17 protein-coding genes are annotated in these 15,779 nt (G+C 73.9%); 5 read left to right on the forward strand and 12 right to left on the reverse strand.

Annotation, left to right across the window (positions count from 1 at the left end; all coding sequences use genetic code 11):
• Positions 1–32: 32 nt before the first annotated feature.
• The 5 genes from BM314_RS18550 to BM314_RS18570 form a co-directional block, all read right to left on the reverse strand.
• Entirely contained in the window at positions 33–1,202 is a 1,170-nt protein-coding gene (locus tag BM314_RS18550) for an MFS transporter (RefSeq protein ID WP_091979444.1), read from the reverse strand.
• 55 nt (positions 1,203–1,257) lie between these two features.
• Entirely contained in the window at positions 1,258–1,515 is a 258-nt protein-coding gene (locus BM314_RS18555; RefSeq protein WP_020093648.1) for a hypothetical protein, read from the reverse strand.
• A 149-nt stretch (positions 1,516–1,664) separates the two neighbouring features.
• The gene (locus BM314_RS18560; RefSeq protein ID WP_091979445.1) at positions 1,665–2,777 is read right to left on the reverse strand and encodes an alpha/beta hydrolase; all 1,113 of its coding nucleotides are present in this window, start codon (positions 2,775–2,777) and stop codon (positions 1,665–1,667) included.
• Positions 2,778–2,901: 124 nt separating this feature from the next.
• Positions 2,902–4,191, reverse strand: coding sequence for an App1 family protein (locus BM314_RS18565; protein ID WP_091979447.1), 1,290 nt, complete (start codon positions 4,189–4,191; stop codon positions 2,902–2,904).
• Positions 4,192–4,215: 24 nt separating this feature from the next.
• Positions 4,216–4,614, reverse strand: a complete 399-nt coding sequence (locus BM314_RS18570; protein WP_091979449.1) for a DUF3775 domain-containing protein — start codon at positions 4,612–4,614, stop codon at positions 4,216–4,218.
• 192 nt (positions 4,615–4,806) lie between these two features.
• Here BM314_RS18570 and BM314_RS18575 point away from each other — a divergent pair, with 192 nt between their 5' ends.
• Complete coding sequence (locus tag BM314_RS18575; RefSeq protein ID WP_091979450.1) at positions 4,807–6,396, forward strand: hypothetical protein; 1,590 nt, start codon at positions 4,807–4,809, stop codon at positions 6,394–6,396.
• Positions 6,397–6,456: 60 nt separating this feature from the next.
• Positions 6,457–7,779: an HlyC/CorC family transporter gene (locus BM314_RS18580; protein WP_091681339.1), complete on the forward strand. Its 1,323-nt coding sequence runs from the start codon at positions 6,457–6,459 to the stop codon at positions 7,777–7,779.
• 63 nt (positions 7,780–7,842) lie between these two features.
• Here BM314_RS18580 and BM314_RS18585 read toward each other — a convergent pair whose 3' ends face one another.
• Positions 7,843–9,231 carry an aminotransferase gene (locus BM314_RS18585; protein WP_091979452.1) on the reverse strand — a complete coding sequence of 463 codons (1,389 nt, stop codon included), beginning with the start codon at positions 9,229–9,231 and terminating at the stop codon, positions 7,843–7,845.
• A gap of 146 nt (positions 9,232–9,377) precedes the next feature.
• Between BM314_RS18585 and BM314_RS18590 the strand changes: the two genes are divergently transcribed.
• Complete coding sequence (locus BM314_RS18590; RefSeq protein WP_042671766.1) at positions 9,378–9,911, forward strand: hypothetical protein; 534 nt, start codon at positions 9,378–9,380, stop codon at positions 9,909–9,911.
• Between the two features lie 30 nt (positions 9,912–9,941).
• Here the strand turns inward: BM314_RS18590 and BM314_RS18595 are convergent, their stop codons facing one another.
• On the reverse strand, positions 9,942–10,202 hold the full coding sequence (locus tag BM314_RS18595; RefSeq protein ID WP_091979454.1) for a DUF6894 family protein: 261 nt from the start codon (positions 10,200–10,202) through the stop codon (positions 9,942–9,944).
• Positions 10,203–10,427: 225 nt separating this feature from the next.
• Here BM314_RS18595 and BM314_RS18600 point away from each other — a divergent pair, with 225 nt between their 5' ends.
• Entirely contained in the window at positions 10,428–10,919 is a 492-nt protein-coding gene (locus BM314_RS18600; protein ID WP_091681331.1) for a glutathione peroxidase, read from the forward strand.
• 12 nt (positions 10,920–10,931) lie between these two features.
• Here BM314_RS18600 and BM314_RS29995 read toward each other — a convergent pair whose 3' ends face one another.
• The 4 genes from BM314_RS29995 to BM314_RS18615 all read right to left on the reverse strand — a co-directional run bounded on the left by BM314_RS29995 (position 10,932) and on the right by BM314_RS18615 (position 13,369).
• On the reverse strand, positions 10,932–11,252 hold the full coding sequence (locus BM314_RS29995; RefSeq protein WP_139237842.1) for a hypothetical protein: 321 nt from the start codon (positions 11,250–11,252) through the stop codon (positions 10,932–10,934).
• A gap of 138 nt (positions 11,253–11,390) precedes the next feature.
• The gene (locus BM314_RS18605) at positions 11,391–12,182 is read right to left on the reverse strand and encodes an ATP12 family chaperone protein (RefSeq protein ID WP_091979455.1); all 792 of its coding nucleotides are present in this window, start codon (positions 12,180–12,182) and stop codon (positions 11,391–11,393) included.
• 46 nt (positions 12,183–12,228) lie between these two features.
• On the reverse strand, positions 12,229–12,894 hold the full coding sequence (locus BM314_RS18610; RefSeq protein WP_020093660.1) for an HAD-IA family hydrolase: 666 nt from the start codon (positions 12,892–12,894) through the stop codon (positions 12,229–12,231).
• A gap of 94 nt (positions 12,895–12,988) precedes the next feature.
• Positions 12,989–13,369 (reverse strand): hypothetical protein, encoded by a 381-nt coding sequence (locus BM314_RS18615; protein ID WP_020093661.1) that lies wholly within the window; start codon positions 13,367–13,369, stop codon positions 12,989–12,991.
• A 201-nt stretch (positions 13,370–13,570) separates the two neighbouring features.
• On the opposite strand from BM314_RS18615, the gene BM314_RS18620 reads away from it, so the two are divergent.
• On the forward strand, positions 13,571–14,284 hold the full coding sequence (locus BM314_RS18620; RefSeq protein WP_091979457.1) for an alpha/beta fold hydrolase: 714 nt from the start codon (positions 13,571–13,573) through the stop codon (positions 14,282–14,284).
• Here the strand turns inward: BM314_RS18620 and BM314_RS18625 are convergent.
• On the reverse strand, positions 14,251–15,651 hold the full coding sequence (locus tag BM314_RS18625; protein ID WP_091979458.1) for an RluA family pseudouridine synthase: 1,401 nt from the start codon (positions 15,649–15,651) through the stop codon (positions 14,251–14,253). The genes BM314_RS18620 and BM314_RS18625 overlap by 34 nt on opposite strands.
• Positions 15,652–15,779 lie beyond the last annotated feature (128 nt).

The following is a 15,779-nucleotide window of genomic DNA, read 5'->3' on the forward strand; positions in this document are numbered from 1 at the left end:
GTACCATAGGCGCGGGAAAAGAACCCGCCGCTTCAGCGATCCCGCAGCGCCGGCACGAGCGGCAGGGCCGCGAGGCTCAGCGCCGCCATCGCCCAGAAGGCCGATGCGCCGAACGCCCCGTAGAGCGCCCCGGAGGCGAGGGTCGCGGCGACGCCCGACAGGCCGAGGCCCAGCGTGCCGTAGAGCGCCAGCGCGGTCGTCCGGAGATCGGCCGGCGTCGACGCCTCGATGAGGCTGAGGCAGGCGAGGTGCAGGAGGGCGAAGCTCAGCCCGTGCAGGGATTCGGCGGCGGCGAGCCAGGGAAGCGCGGTCGTGGATGCCAGCATCGCCCAGCGCAGGCCCCCCGCGCAGGCCGCCACCGCGACGCCGGTCGCCGGGCCGATCCGCGCCAGCAGGGGCGGGCCGACCAGCAGGAAGACCAGGACCTCCGCGGCCACCGAGACCGACCAGAGCAGGCCGGCGGTGGTCGCCGCGATCCCGGCGGACCGCCACAGGATCATGGCGAAGCCGTCGTGCATCGCGTGCGCGCCGATCACCAGGGCGGCGACCAGCACCGTGCGGCGGAAGCGCGGCAGGGCCACCAGGGCGGCGAAGCCCCGCCACCGCGCCCCGGCCTCGGCCGCGCCGCACGGAGGAGCGGCGGGCAGGGCCAGGGCGGCCGCGCCGGCGGCCAGGAACAGGCCGCCGCTCGCCACGAGGGCGGCGGCGAGGCCGTGGAGGCCGATCAGCCAGCCGGCCGCGGCGGTGCCGACGATGAACGCGGCCGAGCCCGCGCCGCGGACCCAGCCGTACTGGAACGCCGCGCCGCCGCGCGCGGCGGCCAGGGCCAGCGCGTCGGCGAGGGGCGCCGGGGCCGCGGTGCCCGCCGCGTAGAGGAGCGCCGGCCCGATCAGCTGCGCCAGCCCGGCGCCGGGCAGGTGCGCCAGGGCGCTGAGCCCGGCCAGCGCGAGGCTCGCCGCCAGGACGGATCGGCCGGCCCGGTGGCGGTCGGCGAAGGCGCCGGCCAGGGGACCGACCGCGAGGCGCAGGGCACCGGCGGCGGCGAGGAGGAGGCCGATCTCGCCGGGCGTCAGGCCGCGCGCGGCGAGGAAGCCCGGCAGGACCGGCGACAGCACCCCGTAGGCGCCGTAGAGCGCCGCGTAGAGGACGAGGAATCGGGCGAGCCCGCCCCACCGTCCCGCCCCTGTCGCCTGCCGCTCCATCGGCGGAGCGTAGCACCGGCGCGCGTCCCGGTGTCAGGTCCGCGCCGGGCTTTCGTCAGCAGGGTCGGCGGACGGCGTAGCGGTAGCGCCGTCCCTGCGCGTCGAGCAGCTCGCTGTCCGGCCCTTCCTGCCACACGACCTCGTCCTCGGGACGGGCCGCGTCGGTCAGGGTCGCCCCGCGGACGATGTCGAGGCTGAGGCCGAACCCGTAATTGGTCGCGGTCGCGTCGGTGATCGCGGCCGAGATGTCGGCCTCGTCGGGCAGGCAGGCGAACAGGACGCCGTCGGCGATGGCGAGGGTGTAGGTTTGCACGGATAGCCTCCAGGAGGCTCGAGGAGCGTGGACCGGCTGCGAGGGGCCGAACCTAGGCATCGCGGCCCGGATGTGAACCCTCACCACCGAGATGCTGCATTGCACCATTTCGTGAGCACGAACTCCGCGCGAGCCCGCGCCGCCGCGCCTCAGCGACCCAGATGATCGTCGAAGAAGTGCGCCATTTCTCCGAAAACTTCCCTGGTTTCGGGCGCGTCCGGCGTGAACAGGTACTGGGCGTGGGACATGCCCTCGAACACCTGCAGCGACGCCTCGATCCCGGCGGCGCGCAGCTTCCGGTGGGTGCGCACCGTGTTCGACAGGAACAGGTCGCGGGTGCCGGTGACCAGGATCGCGGGCGGGAGGCCGGCGAAGTCGCCGTAGATCGGCGAGAGCTGCGGGTCCTTCAGGTCGCGGCCGGCGGCATAGAGCTTGGCGGCCGGCGTCAGGTAGCCGGAATAGCTGACGAGCACGTTGTCGAGCCACTCGTTGGTCCGGTAGCTGTCGCCAGTCTCGGTCATGTCCGACCAGGGCGTCCCGAGGCCGATCGCCGCGGGCAGCGCCAGCCCCTCGGCCTTGGCGCGGAGCATCAGCGCCAGGGTCATGCCGCCGCCCGTTGAGGTGCCGAACACCGCCATGTTCCGCGGCTTCTGCATGGACAGCATGGCCCGCCACACGGCGGTCGCGTCGTCCATGGCGGCCGGGTAGGGCGCGTCCGGCGGCATGCGGTAATCCACCGAGATGACCTTGTAGCCGCCGAGGCCGGCCATCAGGATCGCCTCCAGCGTTCCGGCCTCGCCGGGATTGTAGACGTAGCCGCCCCCGTGGATGTGCAGGAGGAGCCGGTCGCGGTTGGCTTCGGGGATCTGCCGGGGCTGGATCACGAAGGCCTTCACGCCGCCGATCACCGCGGCCTCGCTGGTGACGCCCAGCTTCTCGCGGAGCGCCGGCAGGGTGGCGGCTCCGGCGGCAGCGAGCTTGTCGACCAGCGCCTTCCAGGCCGCGGCGTCCGGCGGGTTCGCGTTCCAGGCCGGCACCCGGTAGGGCGCCGCCACCGCGGTGCGGAATTGCGGGCTCGTCGTGTCGGGGACCGGCACGACCTTGGCCGGCACCGTCCGCGGTCCCGGAGCGGCGTTGGCCGCGCCCATCTCGGCCTCCAGCTGGGCGAAGCGCGGTACGGCCCGCTCCGCGGGCGCGGCCTGCCCGAAGGCGGCCTGGGTGCCGCAGGCGATCATCAGCAGCGCGGACAGGCTCAGGCGCATCTCGATTCCTCCCACGGCAGCCCGTTCCGCGACCCGTCTCGGCGGGTGCCGGCCGCGCTCGGCCGATACCTATCGGAGCGGGCGGCCCGCGACAGCCGCCCGGGTGACGATCGCGGCCGCGCGTTCACGCACCGAGCCGCGGGAGCGCGGCCGGCGTCTCCGGCTCGACCACCAGGGTCGCCGGCACGGCGCCGTCGCCGGCGAGGGCCTCGGCGATCGCCTCCGGCCCGATCGGGTCCTCGGCCGCGCCGGCGACGCCCGACGGCTCCGGCGTGATCCGGGCGGTCTCCCGGCGCGGCCCGGTCTCGGCCGCCGCCGCGTGCTCGTCGGCGACGCCGGTCACCGCCCCGGGCGCGATCAGCCCGATGGCGGCCGCGTGCTCGGCCATGGCGACGCTGTCGGCGGCGAGCACGAGGCTCGATCCGGCCCGGGCGACGGCGCCGGCGAGCCGGACGATCTCCTCCACCCGCGCGGAGCCGCGGGACACGTTGCGGATGTAGACCGCCAGCACCCGCCCGGGATTCTCCTCGACGATCTGCGCGTAGACCTCCGGGTCGTGCTGGCCGCTGTCGCCGATCAGCACGAAGGGCAGGTCGCGGTAGAGGGCGAGCATGTGCCGGATCAGCGCGTGCTTGTGGTCGGTGGCCCGGCGCGGCAGCGGGTGGGTCCAGGAGAGGCCCCATTCCCGCAGGAAGAGCACGGGCCCCGCCGGGATGCCGTGGCGCTGGAAGAACTCCGACAGCATCTCGTAGAGGCCCCAGGGCGCGCGGGACACGTAGAGCATCGGGTTGCCCTCGTCGCCGCCGGCGCCCGCGTGGAGGGCGCGGTAGAGGGCGGCGACGCCCGGGAAGGCGACCCGGCTCTCGGCATCCTCCACGAACAGGCGCCAGAGCATCTTGAGCTTGTTGGCGACGCCGGTGCGCATGACCGTGTCGTCGATGTCGCTGACCACGACGCAGCGGCAGCGGTCGGGCGGGATGAACACCGCGCCCTCGGCGGGGATCGGCGGATCGGCCTCGAGGCGGAGTTCGACCGCGTGCCAGTCACCCGTCTCGGCCGGAGGCGAGCGCGGGTGCAGGTGCACGCGGAAATAGCCGTCCCGGTCGGTCTCGACCCGCACGGCATCGTCGCCGAACCGGGCGGTGATGCCCGCGCCGGCGATCGTCCGCCGGGCGATGCGGCGGCGCAGGTCGCGCCACTGCGCCCGCAGGGATTCGGGATCCTCGCCGGGTATCCCCGGCGACTGCCGGAAGACCCGGCCGATCAGGAACACCTCGTCCCGTGACCCGTAGCCGCGGTAGGGCTCGACCACGAGCCCGCCGCGGCCCTTGCCGCCATGGCCCTGCGCGCGGCGGACCGGCCGCGTGAGGACCCGCAGCGCCTTCGTGGCGCCCCTGCGCGCGCGCGAGGCCATGGCGACCGGCCCCCGTCCGGGCGCTCAGGCCTGCGGCAGTTCGGGGCTGAGCCCCATCGCGTCGAGGCCCTCCTCCAGGAGATCGCCGGCGTCGGGGCTGCCGAGCAGCTCCCGCACGGCCCCTTCGCCGGCGGCCTCGCGCTCGCGGGCGAAGCGCACCGCCTCGCTCCACTCCTCCGGCTCCATGTCGCCGCGACCGACGTAGAGGAGGGCGAGCAGCTCGGCCCGGGAATCGTCGTCGAGCCCGGCGATCAGGCCCCGGACCTCGGATTCCGTCGCGTCGTCGGTGCCGGAGACCAGGACGTCGGTGGCGCCGTCGTCGATCGGGTTCGAGCCCGAATCCGGGTCGGTGTTGCCCTCCTTCACCTCGATGGCGCGCAGCCGCATGACGATGTCGGTGACGGTCTCGACGGCGATATCCATGCGCTGATCTCCGGACGCTGACGGGGTCGGGCAAGCGGGGCCCTCAAGCCGCGACAACGGGCGAGCGGGCGCCGGGTTCGCCCCATCCCCATCGAAGGCGGGTTGCGTGGTCCGCGCCACTTTCCGGCTCCGCGACCGTGAGATAGAGGCTTCGAGACTGTTCCGACATCTGGATCGACATTGGCGATAGACGTGGTTTCTACAAAGACTGCCCGGACATCGCCTGCCGATACCGTCATTCCCTGTGCACGCGACGGCGCCTCCCGCGGCCCGGGCGGGCGCCGCTGGCGCCTCGTCGCCCTGGCGGGCCTGTCGGCCCTGGCCGGATCGGCGCTGATCGGGACGCGGTCCGCCGAGGCCCGGTCCGCGGGCTACGAGGGCAGCGCGCCGAGCTGCTTCCTGACCGGCGGCGGCGCGCTCGAGATCTGCCGCGAGGGCTCGGAGGCCGAGGGCGTCCTGATCGCGCCGGCGCCCTGCGCCTTCGTGCGCGGCGTGCAGATCCTGCGGCTCGCCCGCTCCGAGGCGCCCGGCCCGCTCCAGGCCGTGTTCCAGGGCCAGACACCGGTAGCGTCCCGCCGGGACGAGCCGTGCCCGGAGCGGCGCGCCACCGACAGCCGCGACGGCGGCGCCCTGCGCACCGGCCGCACCTTCGAGGCCCTGGTCACGACGCTGCCGCCCTCGGCCGACCGGTTCTGGGTCGACCTGCCGGAGGAGCGCGCGCGGACGCGCGGCTGGTCCGAGCCGACGCCGTCCGCGGAGGGCATCGGCCCGCGCGACCCCATCGCCGTGACGGGCCGGACCTGGGCCGGCGAGGCCTACAGCTACGTCTTCCTGCTCGGGCAGGAGCGCGTGGGCGTCGCCGGCGGCGACGCGGCCGAGCCCGAGCGCCGCGGCCGGCGTCGGCGCCGGCGGGCGGAGCCGGACGCGCCGGCGACGGGCCCGGCCGACGTCCGGCGCCGCGTCCAGATCGAGGCGCGCACCCTCGACTTCCAGACCTTCGAGATCCGGACCCGCACCGCCGACGGCTACGGGCTGGCCTGGACGCCGTTCGAAGCGGGCGCCGGCCGCGGCCGGCGCGCCGACCCGCCCGTCCCCGCCGCGGTGGTCGACGAGGCGGGCAAGCCGGTCACGTCGGCCTGCACGGCGCCGGCCTTCGAGACCCACGGGCTCGCCGGCTCGATCAGCGTCGTCGACCGCACCTATCACTACGTCTACACCGACGTGCTGCCCGAGGATTGCGGCCTCGCCCCTGAGAAGCGCCGCACCGGGCTGTTCCTGCGCACCGCGCAGGACCTGTCGGGGCCGAAGGTCTGGTCGACGGCGCGCAAGCTTGCCGGGCCGCTGCCGCCCGGAACCCTCGTGCGGGTGGCCCGCGCCAAGGGCATGCAGCGCTGGGCGGTCTCCTACACGTGCCAGCGGCCCGCCAACGCCCCGGGCGGCCCGGTGGCGGATATCTGCCTGCAATACACGGCCGACCTGAACCTCGACGGGATCGGCGCCCTCAAACTCTACGCCGATCCGGTGGAGGCGGGCCGCTCCGCCGCCTATCTCGGGCTGCGCTCGGGGGGCGACGGCAGCGGCCGGTACGACCGGAGCGCGCATTTCTGGATGACCGACGCGGAGGGCAACCTCGACACGCCGGCGATCTACCCGAACAAAGCGGGCTTCCTGACCTGGCTCGACCGGCTCGCCCCGACCGCCTCCGGGCGCGACGCGTCGAGCCTGTACGGGCGGCCCGTCTACTGGGGAACGTGGACGGTGCGCCCGATCGGCGCGCAATAAGTCGCAGGAGGCGCTATATGGGCGGCCGACAAGCCGCGCGAGGCGTGCCTGACGGACCCGATGGAAACCCATATCGACCTGTGGTTCGCCGCGAGCATCGTGGCGATCTCGCTGCTGCTCTCGGCCTTCTTCGCGGGCGCGGAGACGGCCTTCACCGCCGCCTCGCGGGCCCGAATGCACGCCTTGGAGCAGGCGGGCGACCCGCGCGCCGCGATCGTCAACCGCATCCTGGCGATCCGCGAGCGCTTCATCGGCGCGATGCTGATCGGCTACAACATCGTGGCGATCGGCGCCTCGGCCTTCACCACCAGCGTGCTCACGGCGCTGTTCGGCAAGAGCGGCGTAATCTACGCGACGGTCGGCATGTCGGTGCTTGTCATCGTCTTCGCCGAGGTGCTGCCGAAGACGCTGGCGATCTCCAAACCCGACAAGGCCGCCCTGCTCACCGCCCGCCCGGTGGCCTTCGCGGTGGCGCTGATGGGCCCGCTGGCCATCGCCATCGAGCACGTCGTGCGGGTGATGCTGAAACCGTTCGGCGTCACCATCGGCGAGCACCAGTCGATCCTCACCGCCGCCGAGGAGCTGCGCGGGCAGGTGGCGCTGATGCACCGGGAGGGCGGCGTCGCCAAGGCCGAGCGCGACATGCTGGGCGGCCTCCTCGACCTGTCGGACCTGTCGGTCTCCGACGTGATGGTCCACCGCACGAAGATGCGGGCGATCGACGCCGACCAGCCCTCCGAGGACATCGTCCGGGCGGTGCTGGCCTCGCCCTACACCCGCATGCCGCTGTGGCGCGGCACGCCCGAGAACATCGTCGGCGTCCTCCACGCCAAGGACCTGCTGCGGGCGCTCGACGCCGCGGGCGGCGACGCCTCCGGCCTCAAGGTCGAGGCGCTGGCCCTGGAGACGTGGTTCGTGCCGGGCACGACGTCGCTGCGCGCCCAGCTCAAGGCCTTCCTGACCAAGAAGACCCACTTCGCCCTCGTGGTCGACGAGTACGGCGAGGTGATGGGGCTCGTGACCCTGGAGGACATCCTGGAGGAGATCGTCGGCGACATCGCCGACGAGCACGACGTCACCGTCTCGGGCGTGCGCCCGCAGGGGGACGGGTCGGTGAACGTGGACGGCGGCGTGCCGATCCGCGACCTGAACCGGGCCATGGACTGGGACCTGCCCGACGAGGAGGCGACCACCATCGCCGGCCTCGTCATCCACGAGGCGCGGACCATCCCGGACCAGGGCACCGCCTTCAACTTCCACGGCTTCCGCTTCCAGGTGCTGCGGAAGGCCAAGAACCGGATCACCACGCTCCGCATCACGCCGCTGACCGCGGCGGGGCTCCAGGCGGCCGCGCTGCCGGACGCGCCGCGCGACGCGGTGTGACGGCGGCAGGCGACCGCCGCGGCCGGGGTCCGCGCCCGCGCCGCGACGCGCGCGGGGCGGTCCTCAGCCCGGCATCGCCTCCAGCCCCTCGGCGCGGATCCAGTCGCGGGTCCGGTCCAGGGCCCGTCCGAGCCGGTCGAACAGGGCGTCGATCTCGTCCGGCGCGATGATCAGCGGCGGGCAGACGGCGACGCGGTCCCCGGCGAGCGCCCGCACGATCAGCCCCTCGCCCTGCGCGAAGGCGACGCAGCGGGCGGCCACGCCCTTCTTCGGGTCGTACTGCCGCTTGCTGGCCTTGTCGGCGACGATCTCCAGGCCGCCGATCAGCCCGAGGCCGCCGGCCTCGCCCACGATGTCGTGCCCGGCGAGCGCCGACAGACGGCGCTGGAACTGCGGCGCCTTCTCGGCCGCGCCCTCGATCACCCGGTCGCGGCGGTAGATCTCGATCGCCTTCAGGGCCACCGCGGCGGCCACCGGGTGCCCGGAATAGGTGGTGCCGTGGCCGAAGGTGCCGATCTTCTCGCTCTGGCCGATCAGCGCCTCGTAGAGCGGTTCGTCGATGCTCACGCCGCCGAGCGGCATGTAGGCCGAGGTCAGGGCCTTGGCGAAGGAGATCGAATCGGGCCGGGCCCCCAGCGCCTCGCTGCCGAACCACGTGCCGAGCCGGCCGAAGCCGCAGATCACCTCGTCGGCGATGAAGCGGACGTCGTACTTGGCCAGCACCGCCTGGATCGCCGCGAAGTACCCCCGCGGCGGCACGATCGCGCCGCCCGCGCCCATCACCGGCTCGGCGATGAAGGCCGCGACCGTCTCCGGCCCCTCGCGCAGGATCGTCTCCTCCAGCTCGGCGGCGAGGCGCGCCGAGTAGGCCTCCTCGGTCTCGCCCGGCTCGGCGCCCCGGTAGTGGTGCGCGGGCGAGACGTGCAGGAAGCCCGGCAGCGGCAGGTCCCAGTCGGCGTGGTTCGCGGCGAGCCCGGTCATCGAGGCGCTCGCGACCGTGACGCCGTGGTAGCCCTTCTGGCGGGCGATGATCTTCTTCTTCTGCGGCCGCCCCAGGGCGTTGTTGTAGTACCAGGTCAGCTTGACCTGCGTGTCGTTGGCCTCCGACCCCGAGGAGGTGAAGAAGATCTTCGAGGTCGGGACCGGCATCAGCTCCTTCAGCGTCTCGGCGAGCTCGATGCCCGGATCGTGGCTGCGGCCGGAGAACAGGTGCGTGAAGGGCATGCGCGCCATCTGCGCCCGGGCCGCCTCCACGAGCTCCGCGTTGGAGTAGCCCAGCGCCGTGCACCACAGGCCGGACATGCCCTCGATGTAGGAGCGTCCCTCGGTGTCGTAGACATGCACGCCCTCGCCCCGTTCCAGCACCAGCGGGCCGGTCTGTCGGTGCGTCGACAGGTTGGTGTAGGGATGGAGGAGGGTTTCGACGTCGCGGGTCGCGAGGTTCGAGAGCATGGTTCGCAAGGTCCTCGTGCGCGGGTGACCGCCGCCACACTACCGACCCGATGCCCCGTCAGGTAGCCCGGAGGATCCGCGTCCGGCCGTTGCCGGACGCATGCCGCCAGCGCTACTCCAGCACCGCCCCTCGCCGCGCCCGACCGATGCTCAACCCGGAAGCCTACGTCGCCCAACCCGCTCCCGGCCGCGCCTGCGGCGCCTGCACGCTGTGCTGCAAGGTCTACGACGTGCCCGCGGTCGAGAGCGTCGCGGGCCAGTGGTGCCGCCATACGAAGGCCGGCCAGGGCTGCGCCATCCACGCCACCCGCCCGGACCATTGCCGGGCCTTCCACTGCCTCTGGATGACGGAGGGATGGCTCGGCCCGGAATGGAAGCCGGACCGCGCCAAGATGGTGCTGAGCCTCGATCCGCTCACCCGCAACATGAACGTGCAGGTCGATCCCGGACAGGCGAACGCGTGGCGGCGCGAGCCCTATTACGGGCAGCTCAGGCGCTGGGCCGTGGCCTCGGTGCCCCTGCGCCGGCACGTGCTGGTCCACGTCAACAAAAGCACCACCGTCATCCTGCCGGACCGCGACGTCAGCCTCGGGATCGTCGGCGCCGACGAGCGCATCGTCACCACCGACCGGATGACGCCCCAGGGCCCGAGCTTCGACGTCCGGAAAGTGCCGGCCTGAACCGGGCGACCGGCCGGACCCGGGGCCGGCTCAGCGCTCGGTGCCGGAATGCCGCCGCATGACCGGGGATTCGATCACCAGGAACGTCATCTGGAACAGGATCAGCCCCGTCTGGTCCGTCACCTCGATCCGCCAATCCTCGCCGAGGGCGATGCGCTGGGCGTCCTGCTTCAGGATGTCGCCGGCGCGCCGGACGGCTTCGAGCCGGGCGGATTGCCAGTCCGGCAGCTCCGTTCCCGCGCCGTCCAGGATCGAGGATCCATCGTGGACGTTGAAGTGATAGCGCGGCATCCACACGTCCCGGTCGGGTCCAGGCGGGGGATGCGGGTACCCCTCACTCGCGGCCGTGCCGAGTCTCGTCGCCGCGAGTGACGGACTCGTTACGCCACGCCCGCCGGCTCGGCCATATACGGGGTTAGAGTCGCGGTCGGGATCGCGGGACCGCGTCGCGGCGCCGACGCCATGTCGCGACGCGCGAGCCTTGCGGATCCGGCCGGTTTGCCCGAGTGATCGGGCATGACGACCGTTCACGATTTCAGCGTCTCCGCGGCCGACGGAACGCCGTACCCGCTCGCGCAGCATCGCGGTCAGGTGCTGCTCATCGTGAACACGGCCTCCCGCTGCGGCTTCACCCCGCAATACGAGGGGCTCGAGGCGCTCTGGCGCCGGCACCGGGATGCGGGCCTGACGATCCTGGGATTCCCCTGCAACCAGTTCGGCGCGCAGGAGCCGGGCGACGCCGCCGAGATCGCGAGTTTCTGCGCGCTGCGCTACGACGTGAGCTTCCCGGTGCTCGCCAAGGTCGCGGTGAACGGGTCGGGCGCCGATCCGCTCTACGCCCATCTCACCCGCGCCCGCACAGGGCTGTTCGGCACGCGGGCGGTCAAGTGGAACTTCACCAAATTCCTGGTCGGACGCGACGGCCGGGTCATCGCCCGGTTCGCACCCGGGACGAAGCCCGCGGCCCTGGAGGCTAAGATCCAGGCTGCCCTGGCCGAGCCCGCCTGAGCCGCGCCCGCGTCAGACCGCGTCGAGATCCGCGGCCTCGGCGGAGACCGCGCGGCGCGCGTCGATCCGTTCGCGCACGCGCAGCACCGTCCGCAGGGGCGCGATCGGGAACGGGCGCACCGACTCGCGCAGGATCCCCGCCAGGAACCGGATCTCGGCAATCTTGCGCAAGGTCAGATCGGGCGCTCCGGCGCCCTGTGCTCGGCGCTCGAGGTCCGAGAGGGCGTCGAACAGCGCGTAGCGCCCGTCGAGATCCCGGCAAGACTGTTTCGACGCGATCAGATTGGCCAGTTCGCCTTCAAAACTGCAACGGACAGGCTGATCGGAACGCATCGTCGACTCGAACACAATGTGCGTCGAACCCTAAAACAGTGTTCGCGCTTTGTCAGCCGCCGACGCGCGGCGGGCGCCGCGAATGCGGGATTGTTGCGCAATTGCATCTGCGCGACCGCGCCGGACCGCGGCCCGGGCTCAGCCGCCGGCCGCGACGAACGCGGCGGCCGCCTCGAACTCCGTCCGGCGCGCCTCGAGGCGGGCCTCCGCCTCGGCGTCGCGCCCCCAGACGGCGGCCTGATAGGTCTCGTCCACGTGGGCCGCGGACCAAGCCTCAGCCGGTGTCAGCCGGCCCTCGAGAACCGCCAGGGCGATCAGCAGGGAGCCGGTCAGCGTCGTCAGGGTGTGCAGGCCCGCCAGCCGGAACGGGTCGGTCACCGCGTTCACCGCAGCGGAGAGCGCCTGGATCGTGTCGGCCGGCTGCGCGACGTGCATGACGCCCTCGCTCAGGATCACCCGCGCACCGAACGCGTCCCGTGCCCAGGCGAGGATCGGATCCCAGGCCTCCGCCTGGGCCGCCACGAGGCGCTCCGGATCCCCGGCGCGGTAGGCCACGAGATCGGTGCCCGCGTAGGCGCAGAGATCCGCAGCGACTTCGGCGAGGCGGGGCGTGACGCCGTCGATCGCCGTGTTGGCCAGCCGGGTCAGGGGCATCCGCGCGGGGTCGATCGCCGTGTCCTGGGCCTGCCACTCCGCCGCGACGCGCTCGGCCAGGGTCCGGCTGGGGAGACGCAGCGGGTTGCGGGCCGGCGTGTTGGCCGGACGTCCGTCGAGGGTCAGCCGGAACCCGTCGGCATCCTCGGAGAAGCCGGCCTCCTTGTAGAAGCGGTGGGGCAGGGCCGGCTTGGCGTGGCCGCGGGCGGCCCGGACCGGATCGGGCCTGTCACCGTCGCTCGGTTGCCCGAGCCAGTCTGTCGTCTCATCGCTCATGGAGGCGAGATAGGCGCTTCCGGCCCCGCGCGCGAGCCTCCCGCGATCAGGAGCCGGTCGCGAGCCCCTCGAGAAGCAGCGCCTCCAGCGCGGCGGCACTCGGGACCACAGTCACGGCCCCGGCCCCGTAGAGCGCGTCCGGCGGATGGTAGCCCCAGGCGACCCCGACGGCCGTCGCACCGGCCGCCACGCCCATGGCGATGTCGAAGGTGGTGTCGCCGACCATCACGGTGGCCTCGGGCTCGCAGCCGGCCTCGCGGATCGCCTGCTGCAGCATGGTCGGATCCGGCTTCGACGGCGCGTCGTCGGCGCTCTGGGTCGTGGCGAACCAGTCCGCCCAGCCGTAATGCGCGATCAGCCGGTCGACACCGCGCCGCGACTTCCCGGTGGCGAGGCCGATCAGCACGTCGGAGCGCCCGTGCAGCCGGGTCAGCAGGTCGGCCATGCCGGGGAACAGGGGCTCCTCGTGGGCGGGGTCGAGCCGCAGGCGGTTGTAGGCCTGCTTGTAGCTCTCCGAGAGTTCCGCGACCGGGCCGTCCTCGCCGACGAGGCGCCGGAAGGCTTGCGGCAGCGACAGGCCGACCACCGACAGGGCCTCCCGTCGCCCGGGCGCCGGCAGGCCGTTCTCCGCGAACGCCACCTCCTGGGCCGCCACGATCAGGTGCTGGCTGTCGACGAGGGTGCCGTCGACGTCGAAGACGACGAGCCTCATCGCGACTGACGCGCCGGAAGTCGCGCCGGTAGTCGCGCCGGTAGTCGCGCCGCGAGCCGCCCCGACGGCGCGGGTGAAAGGAGGCGGGTCCCCGTCACGGCTTCCGGCCCGGCTGGGCCGGCGCGGCCGCGGCGGGCTGGCCGCCGGGGATCCGGGTCCGCTCGTAGCCGAGCCGGCACCGGATCAGGAAGCGCCGGCGCTTGCCGCCGCGCAACCCGCGCTGATGCGAGGCGCGGTTGCAGGCCGCGTAGGAGCGCCGCCGGCGCTCCGCGCGGGCACTGTTGGCGGTACGCGGGGCGGCCTGCGCGGGCGCCGCGCCCGGGGCGGGCGCCGGGGCCGGATGCGGGGTCGCCGTCTCGGGGGGGTGGGTGCCGTTCGCCGTCGGCGCCGCCCTGGTCGTCTCGCCCGGCGCGGCATGCGCGATCGGCCCGGTGAGGCACAGGGCGGCGAGGCAGGCCAGCATCGCGAGCTTCATGTGTCAGGGTCTCGAACCGCCGGGAACAGGCCCCGCGGCGGATCGGCGGGGCGCGGGGCAGCATATGAGGCGGCGCGGCCGGTTGCCAAGGCATGCGCCGCGCGGGACGCCCGGACCGCACCCGACTTTCACCGGAGATGCCGCGGCGCTGACGGGCGCTCGCGTGACGGTTATCTGGGGGACGGGAAGGATGATCCGGCGATGAACCTCGTGCTGCTGCCCGGCTTCATGACCGATGCCGACCTCTGGTCGGACGTGGTCGCGCGCCTCGCCGAGGTGGGTCCGATCACGCACGGCGACCTCGCGCGGGACGCCGCCATCGCCGACATGGCGCGCCGCGTCGTCGCGGAGGCGCCGCCGCGCTTCGGGCTCGTGGGCTTCTCCATGGGCGGCTACGTCGCCCGCGCGGTCGCCCGGCTCGTGCCGGACCGGGTGGAGGCGCTGGTCCTCGTCGCCACCTCGTCGCGGGCCGACACGCCGGCCCAGGCGCGCCGGAAGGCCGCCGCCGTCGCCCATATCCGCCAGCAGGGCTACCGGGGCCTCAGCCGGTCGGCGATCCTCCAGTCGGTGCACCCGGACCGCGCCGGCGACGGCGCCCTCCTGAGCCGGATCCGGCAGATGGGCGACCGGCTCGGCGGAGAGGTCTTCCTGCGCCAGGCCGGGCAGGCGCGCGAATCCGATGGCGACCGCCTCGGCGCGATCGGCTGCCCGACCCTGGTCGTGGCGGCGGCCCAGGACGCCCTGCGCAGCCTCGACGAGGCGCGGGAGCTCCGCGATGGCATCCCGGGCGCGACGCTGAGGGTGATCGACGGGTCGGGCCACATGCTGCCGCTCGAGGGCCCGGACGCGATGGCGGACGCGATCGTGCCCTGGCTGCGGGCTCAGGCCTCCGGAGCCTCGACGATCGGGTCGTAGCGGGCGGCGTCGAAGCCCAGGAGGTTCCAGCTCTGCGCCATGTGGGGCGGGAGCGGCGCGCTCACGTCGACCGGCTTGCCGGTCCGCGGGTGCGGGATGACGATCCGCCGGGCGAGCAGGTGGAGGCGGTTCTGGATGCCGCCCGGCAGCTCCCAGTTCTCGACGGAGAAGTATTTCGGGTCGCCCACGATCGGGTGGCCGATATGGGCCGCGTGGGCGCGCAGCTGGTGCGTGCGGCCGGTGACCGGCTTGAACGACAGCCAGGACAGCTTCTGGGCCGCCTGATCGACCATCGCGTAGTAGGTCAGCGCGTGGCTCGCGCCCTCGTCGCCGTGCTTGGCGACCCGCATCCGCGCGTCCGCGTCGGTGGGCTCCTCCTTGGCGAGGTAGGTCGAGACGCGCCCCTGCCGGACCCGCGGCACGCCCGCGGTGAGCGCCCAGTAGATCTTCCGCGCCGCCCGGGACCGGAAGCTCTTGGCCAGCGTCGCGGCGGCGAGCCGGGTCTTGGCGATGATCAGGCACCCGGCCGTGTCCTTGTCCAGCCGGTGGACGAGGCGCGGCTTCTGGCCGTCCGAACCCGTGAGGGCGGCGAGCAGGCCGTCCACGTGCCGGACCGTCCCCGAACCGCCCTGGACCGCGAGGCCGAAGGGCTTGTTGAGGATCATCATGTCGGCATCCTCGTAGAGGATCAGCGACCGGATGAAGGCGGCGTCGTCCTGCTCGCGGGCGGCGCTGCGCGGCCGCTCGGTGGGCTGGTCGAGGCGCAGCGGCGGCACGCGCACGCTCATGCCCGGCTCCAGCCGGTCGTTCGGCTTGGCGCGCTTGCCGTCGACCCGCAACTCGCCCTTGCGGACGATGGTCTGCACGCGGGTGAAGGGCAGGAGCGGGAAGCGGGCGGTGAGGAAGCGGTCGATCCGCATCCCAGCCTCGTCCGGCTCGACGGTCAGGGTCTGCACGCCGGAGGCGAGGGTCGCGGAGGCGGCGGCGCGCTGCTCGCGCCGGGTCGGACCGGGCGCGGGGGCAGAGGCGAGGGCCGGGGAGGGGGCCGCCGAGCGCCTGGCCGGCGGCCGGCCGCCGGGCTTGCCCGCCGCGGCGTCGCGCGGTGCGGCGGCGTCGCGGCGCGGCTTCGGCGGCCGGGCCGGCGCCGGGGCCGCAGCGGCCTGCGCGCCCCAGGGATCGCGGGTGCCGGCATCCTCGCCGCGGTTGCGGGCCGCGCGCTCGGCGGCGTCGCGGGCGCTGGTGCGCGGGCCCGTGCGGGCGCGGCCGTCGGCCTGGGCCTTGCCGCCCCTGAACTTGCTGGCGCTGGACTTGCCGGCCTGAGGCTTGCGCCCCGTCGGCCCGCCGCTTCTGGGAGGTCGTATCGTCATGCTTCCGCCGGCACCCGTCTCCGCGTCGGACGGAGCGTCCGGGCGCATGGGCCGCGGCGTCGCGGACGTCCGGACCGATGGGATTGCCCGGCTGTAGCATCGCCCGCGCCGAGCGGCAAAGGCGGTGG

The organism is Methylobacterium sp. 13MFTsu3.1M2, assembly GCF_900112625.1.
In the GTDB taxonomy this organism is placed as follows: Bacteria; Pseudomonadota; Alphaproteobacteria; order Rhizobiales; family Beijerinckiaceae; genus Methylobacterium.

Coding starts and splice junctions, on each gene's coding strand:
- BM314_RS18565 (WP_091979447.1), bottom strand. CDS start 4,191: ATGGCCTCGCGCGCGCGCAGGGGCGCCACGAAGGCGCTGCGGGTCCTC.
- BM314_RS18595 (WP_091979454.1), bottom strand. CDS start 10,202: ATGCCGCGCTATCACTTCAACGTCCACGATGGATCCTCGATCCTGGAC.
- BM314_RS18570 (WP_091979449.1), bottom strand. CDS start 4,614: ATGGATATCGCCGTCGAGACCGTCACCGACATCGTCATGCGGCTGCGC.
- BM314_RS18550 (WP_091979444.1), bottom strand. CDS start 1,202: ATGGAGCGGCAGGCGACAGGGGCGGGACGGTGGGGCGGGCTCGCCCGA.
- BM314_RS18560 (WP_091979445.1), bottom strand. CDS start 2,777: ATGCGCCTGAGCCTGTCCGCGCTGCTGATGATCGCCTGCGGCACCCAG.
- BM314_RS18580 (WP_091681339.1), top strand. CDS start 6,457: ATGGAAACCCATATCGACCTGTGGTTCGCCGCGAGCATCGTGGCGATC.
- BM314_RS29995 (WP_139237842.1), bottom strand. CDS start 11,252: ATGCGTTCCGATCAGCCTGTCCGTTGCAGTTTTGAAGGCGAACTGGCC.
- BM314_RS18625 (WP_091979458.1), bottom strand. CDS start 15,651: ATGACGATACGACCTCCCAGAAGCGGCGGGCCGACGGGGCGCAAGCCT.
- BM314_RS18620 (WP_091979457.1), top strand. CDS start 13,571: ATGAACCTCGTGCTGCTGCCCGGCTTCATGACCGATGCCGACCTCTGG.
- BM314_RS18605 (WP_091979455.1), bottom strand. CDS start 12,182: ATGAGCGATGAGACGACAGACTGGCTCGGGCAACCGAGCGACGGTGAC.
- BM314_RS18590 (WP_042671766.1), top strand. CDS start 9,378: ATGCTCAACCCGGAAGCCTACGTCGCCCAACCCGCTCCCGGCCGCGCC.
- BM314_RS18610 (WP_020093660.1), bottom strand. CDS start 12,894: ATGAGGCTCGTCGTCTTCGACGTCGACGGCACCCTCGTCGACAGCCAG.
- BM314_RS18615 (WP_020093661.1), bottom strand. CDS start 13,369: ATGAAGCTCGCGATGCTGGCCTGCCTCGCCGCCCTGTGCCTCACCGGG.
- BM314_RS18585 (WP_091979452.1), bottom strand. CDS start 9,231: ATGCTCTCGAACCTCGCGACCCGCGACGTCGAAACCCTCCTCCATCCC.
- BM314_RS18600 (WP_091681331.1), top strand. CDS start 10,428: ATGACGACCGTTCACGATTTCAGCGTCTCCGCGGCCGACGGAACGCCG.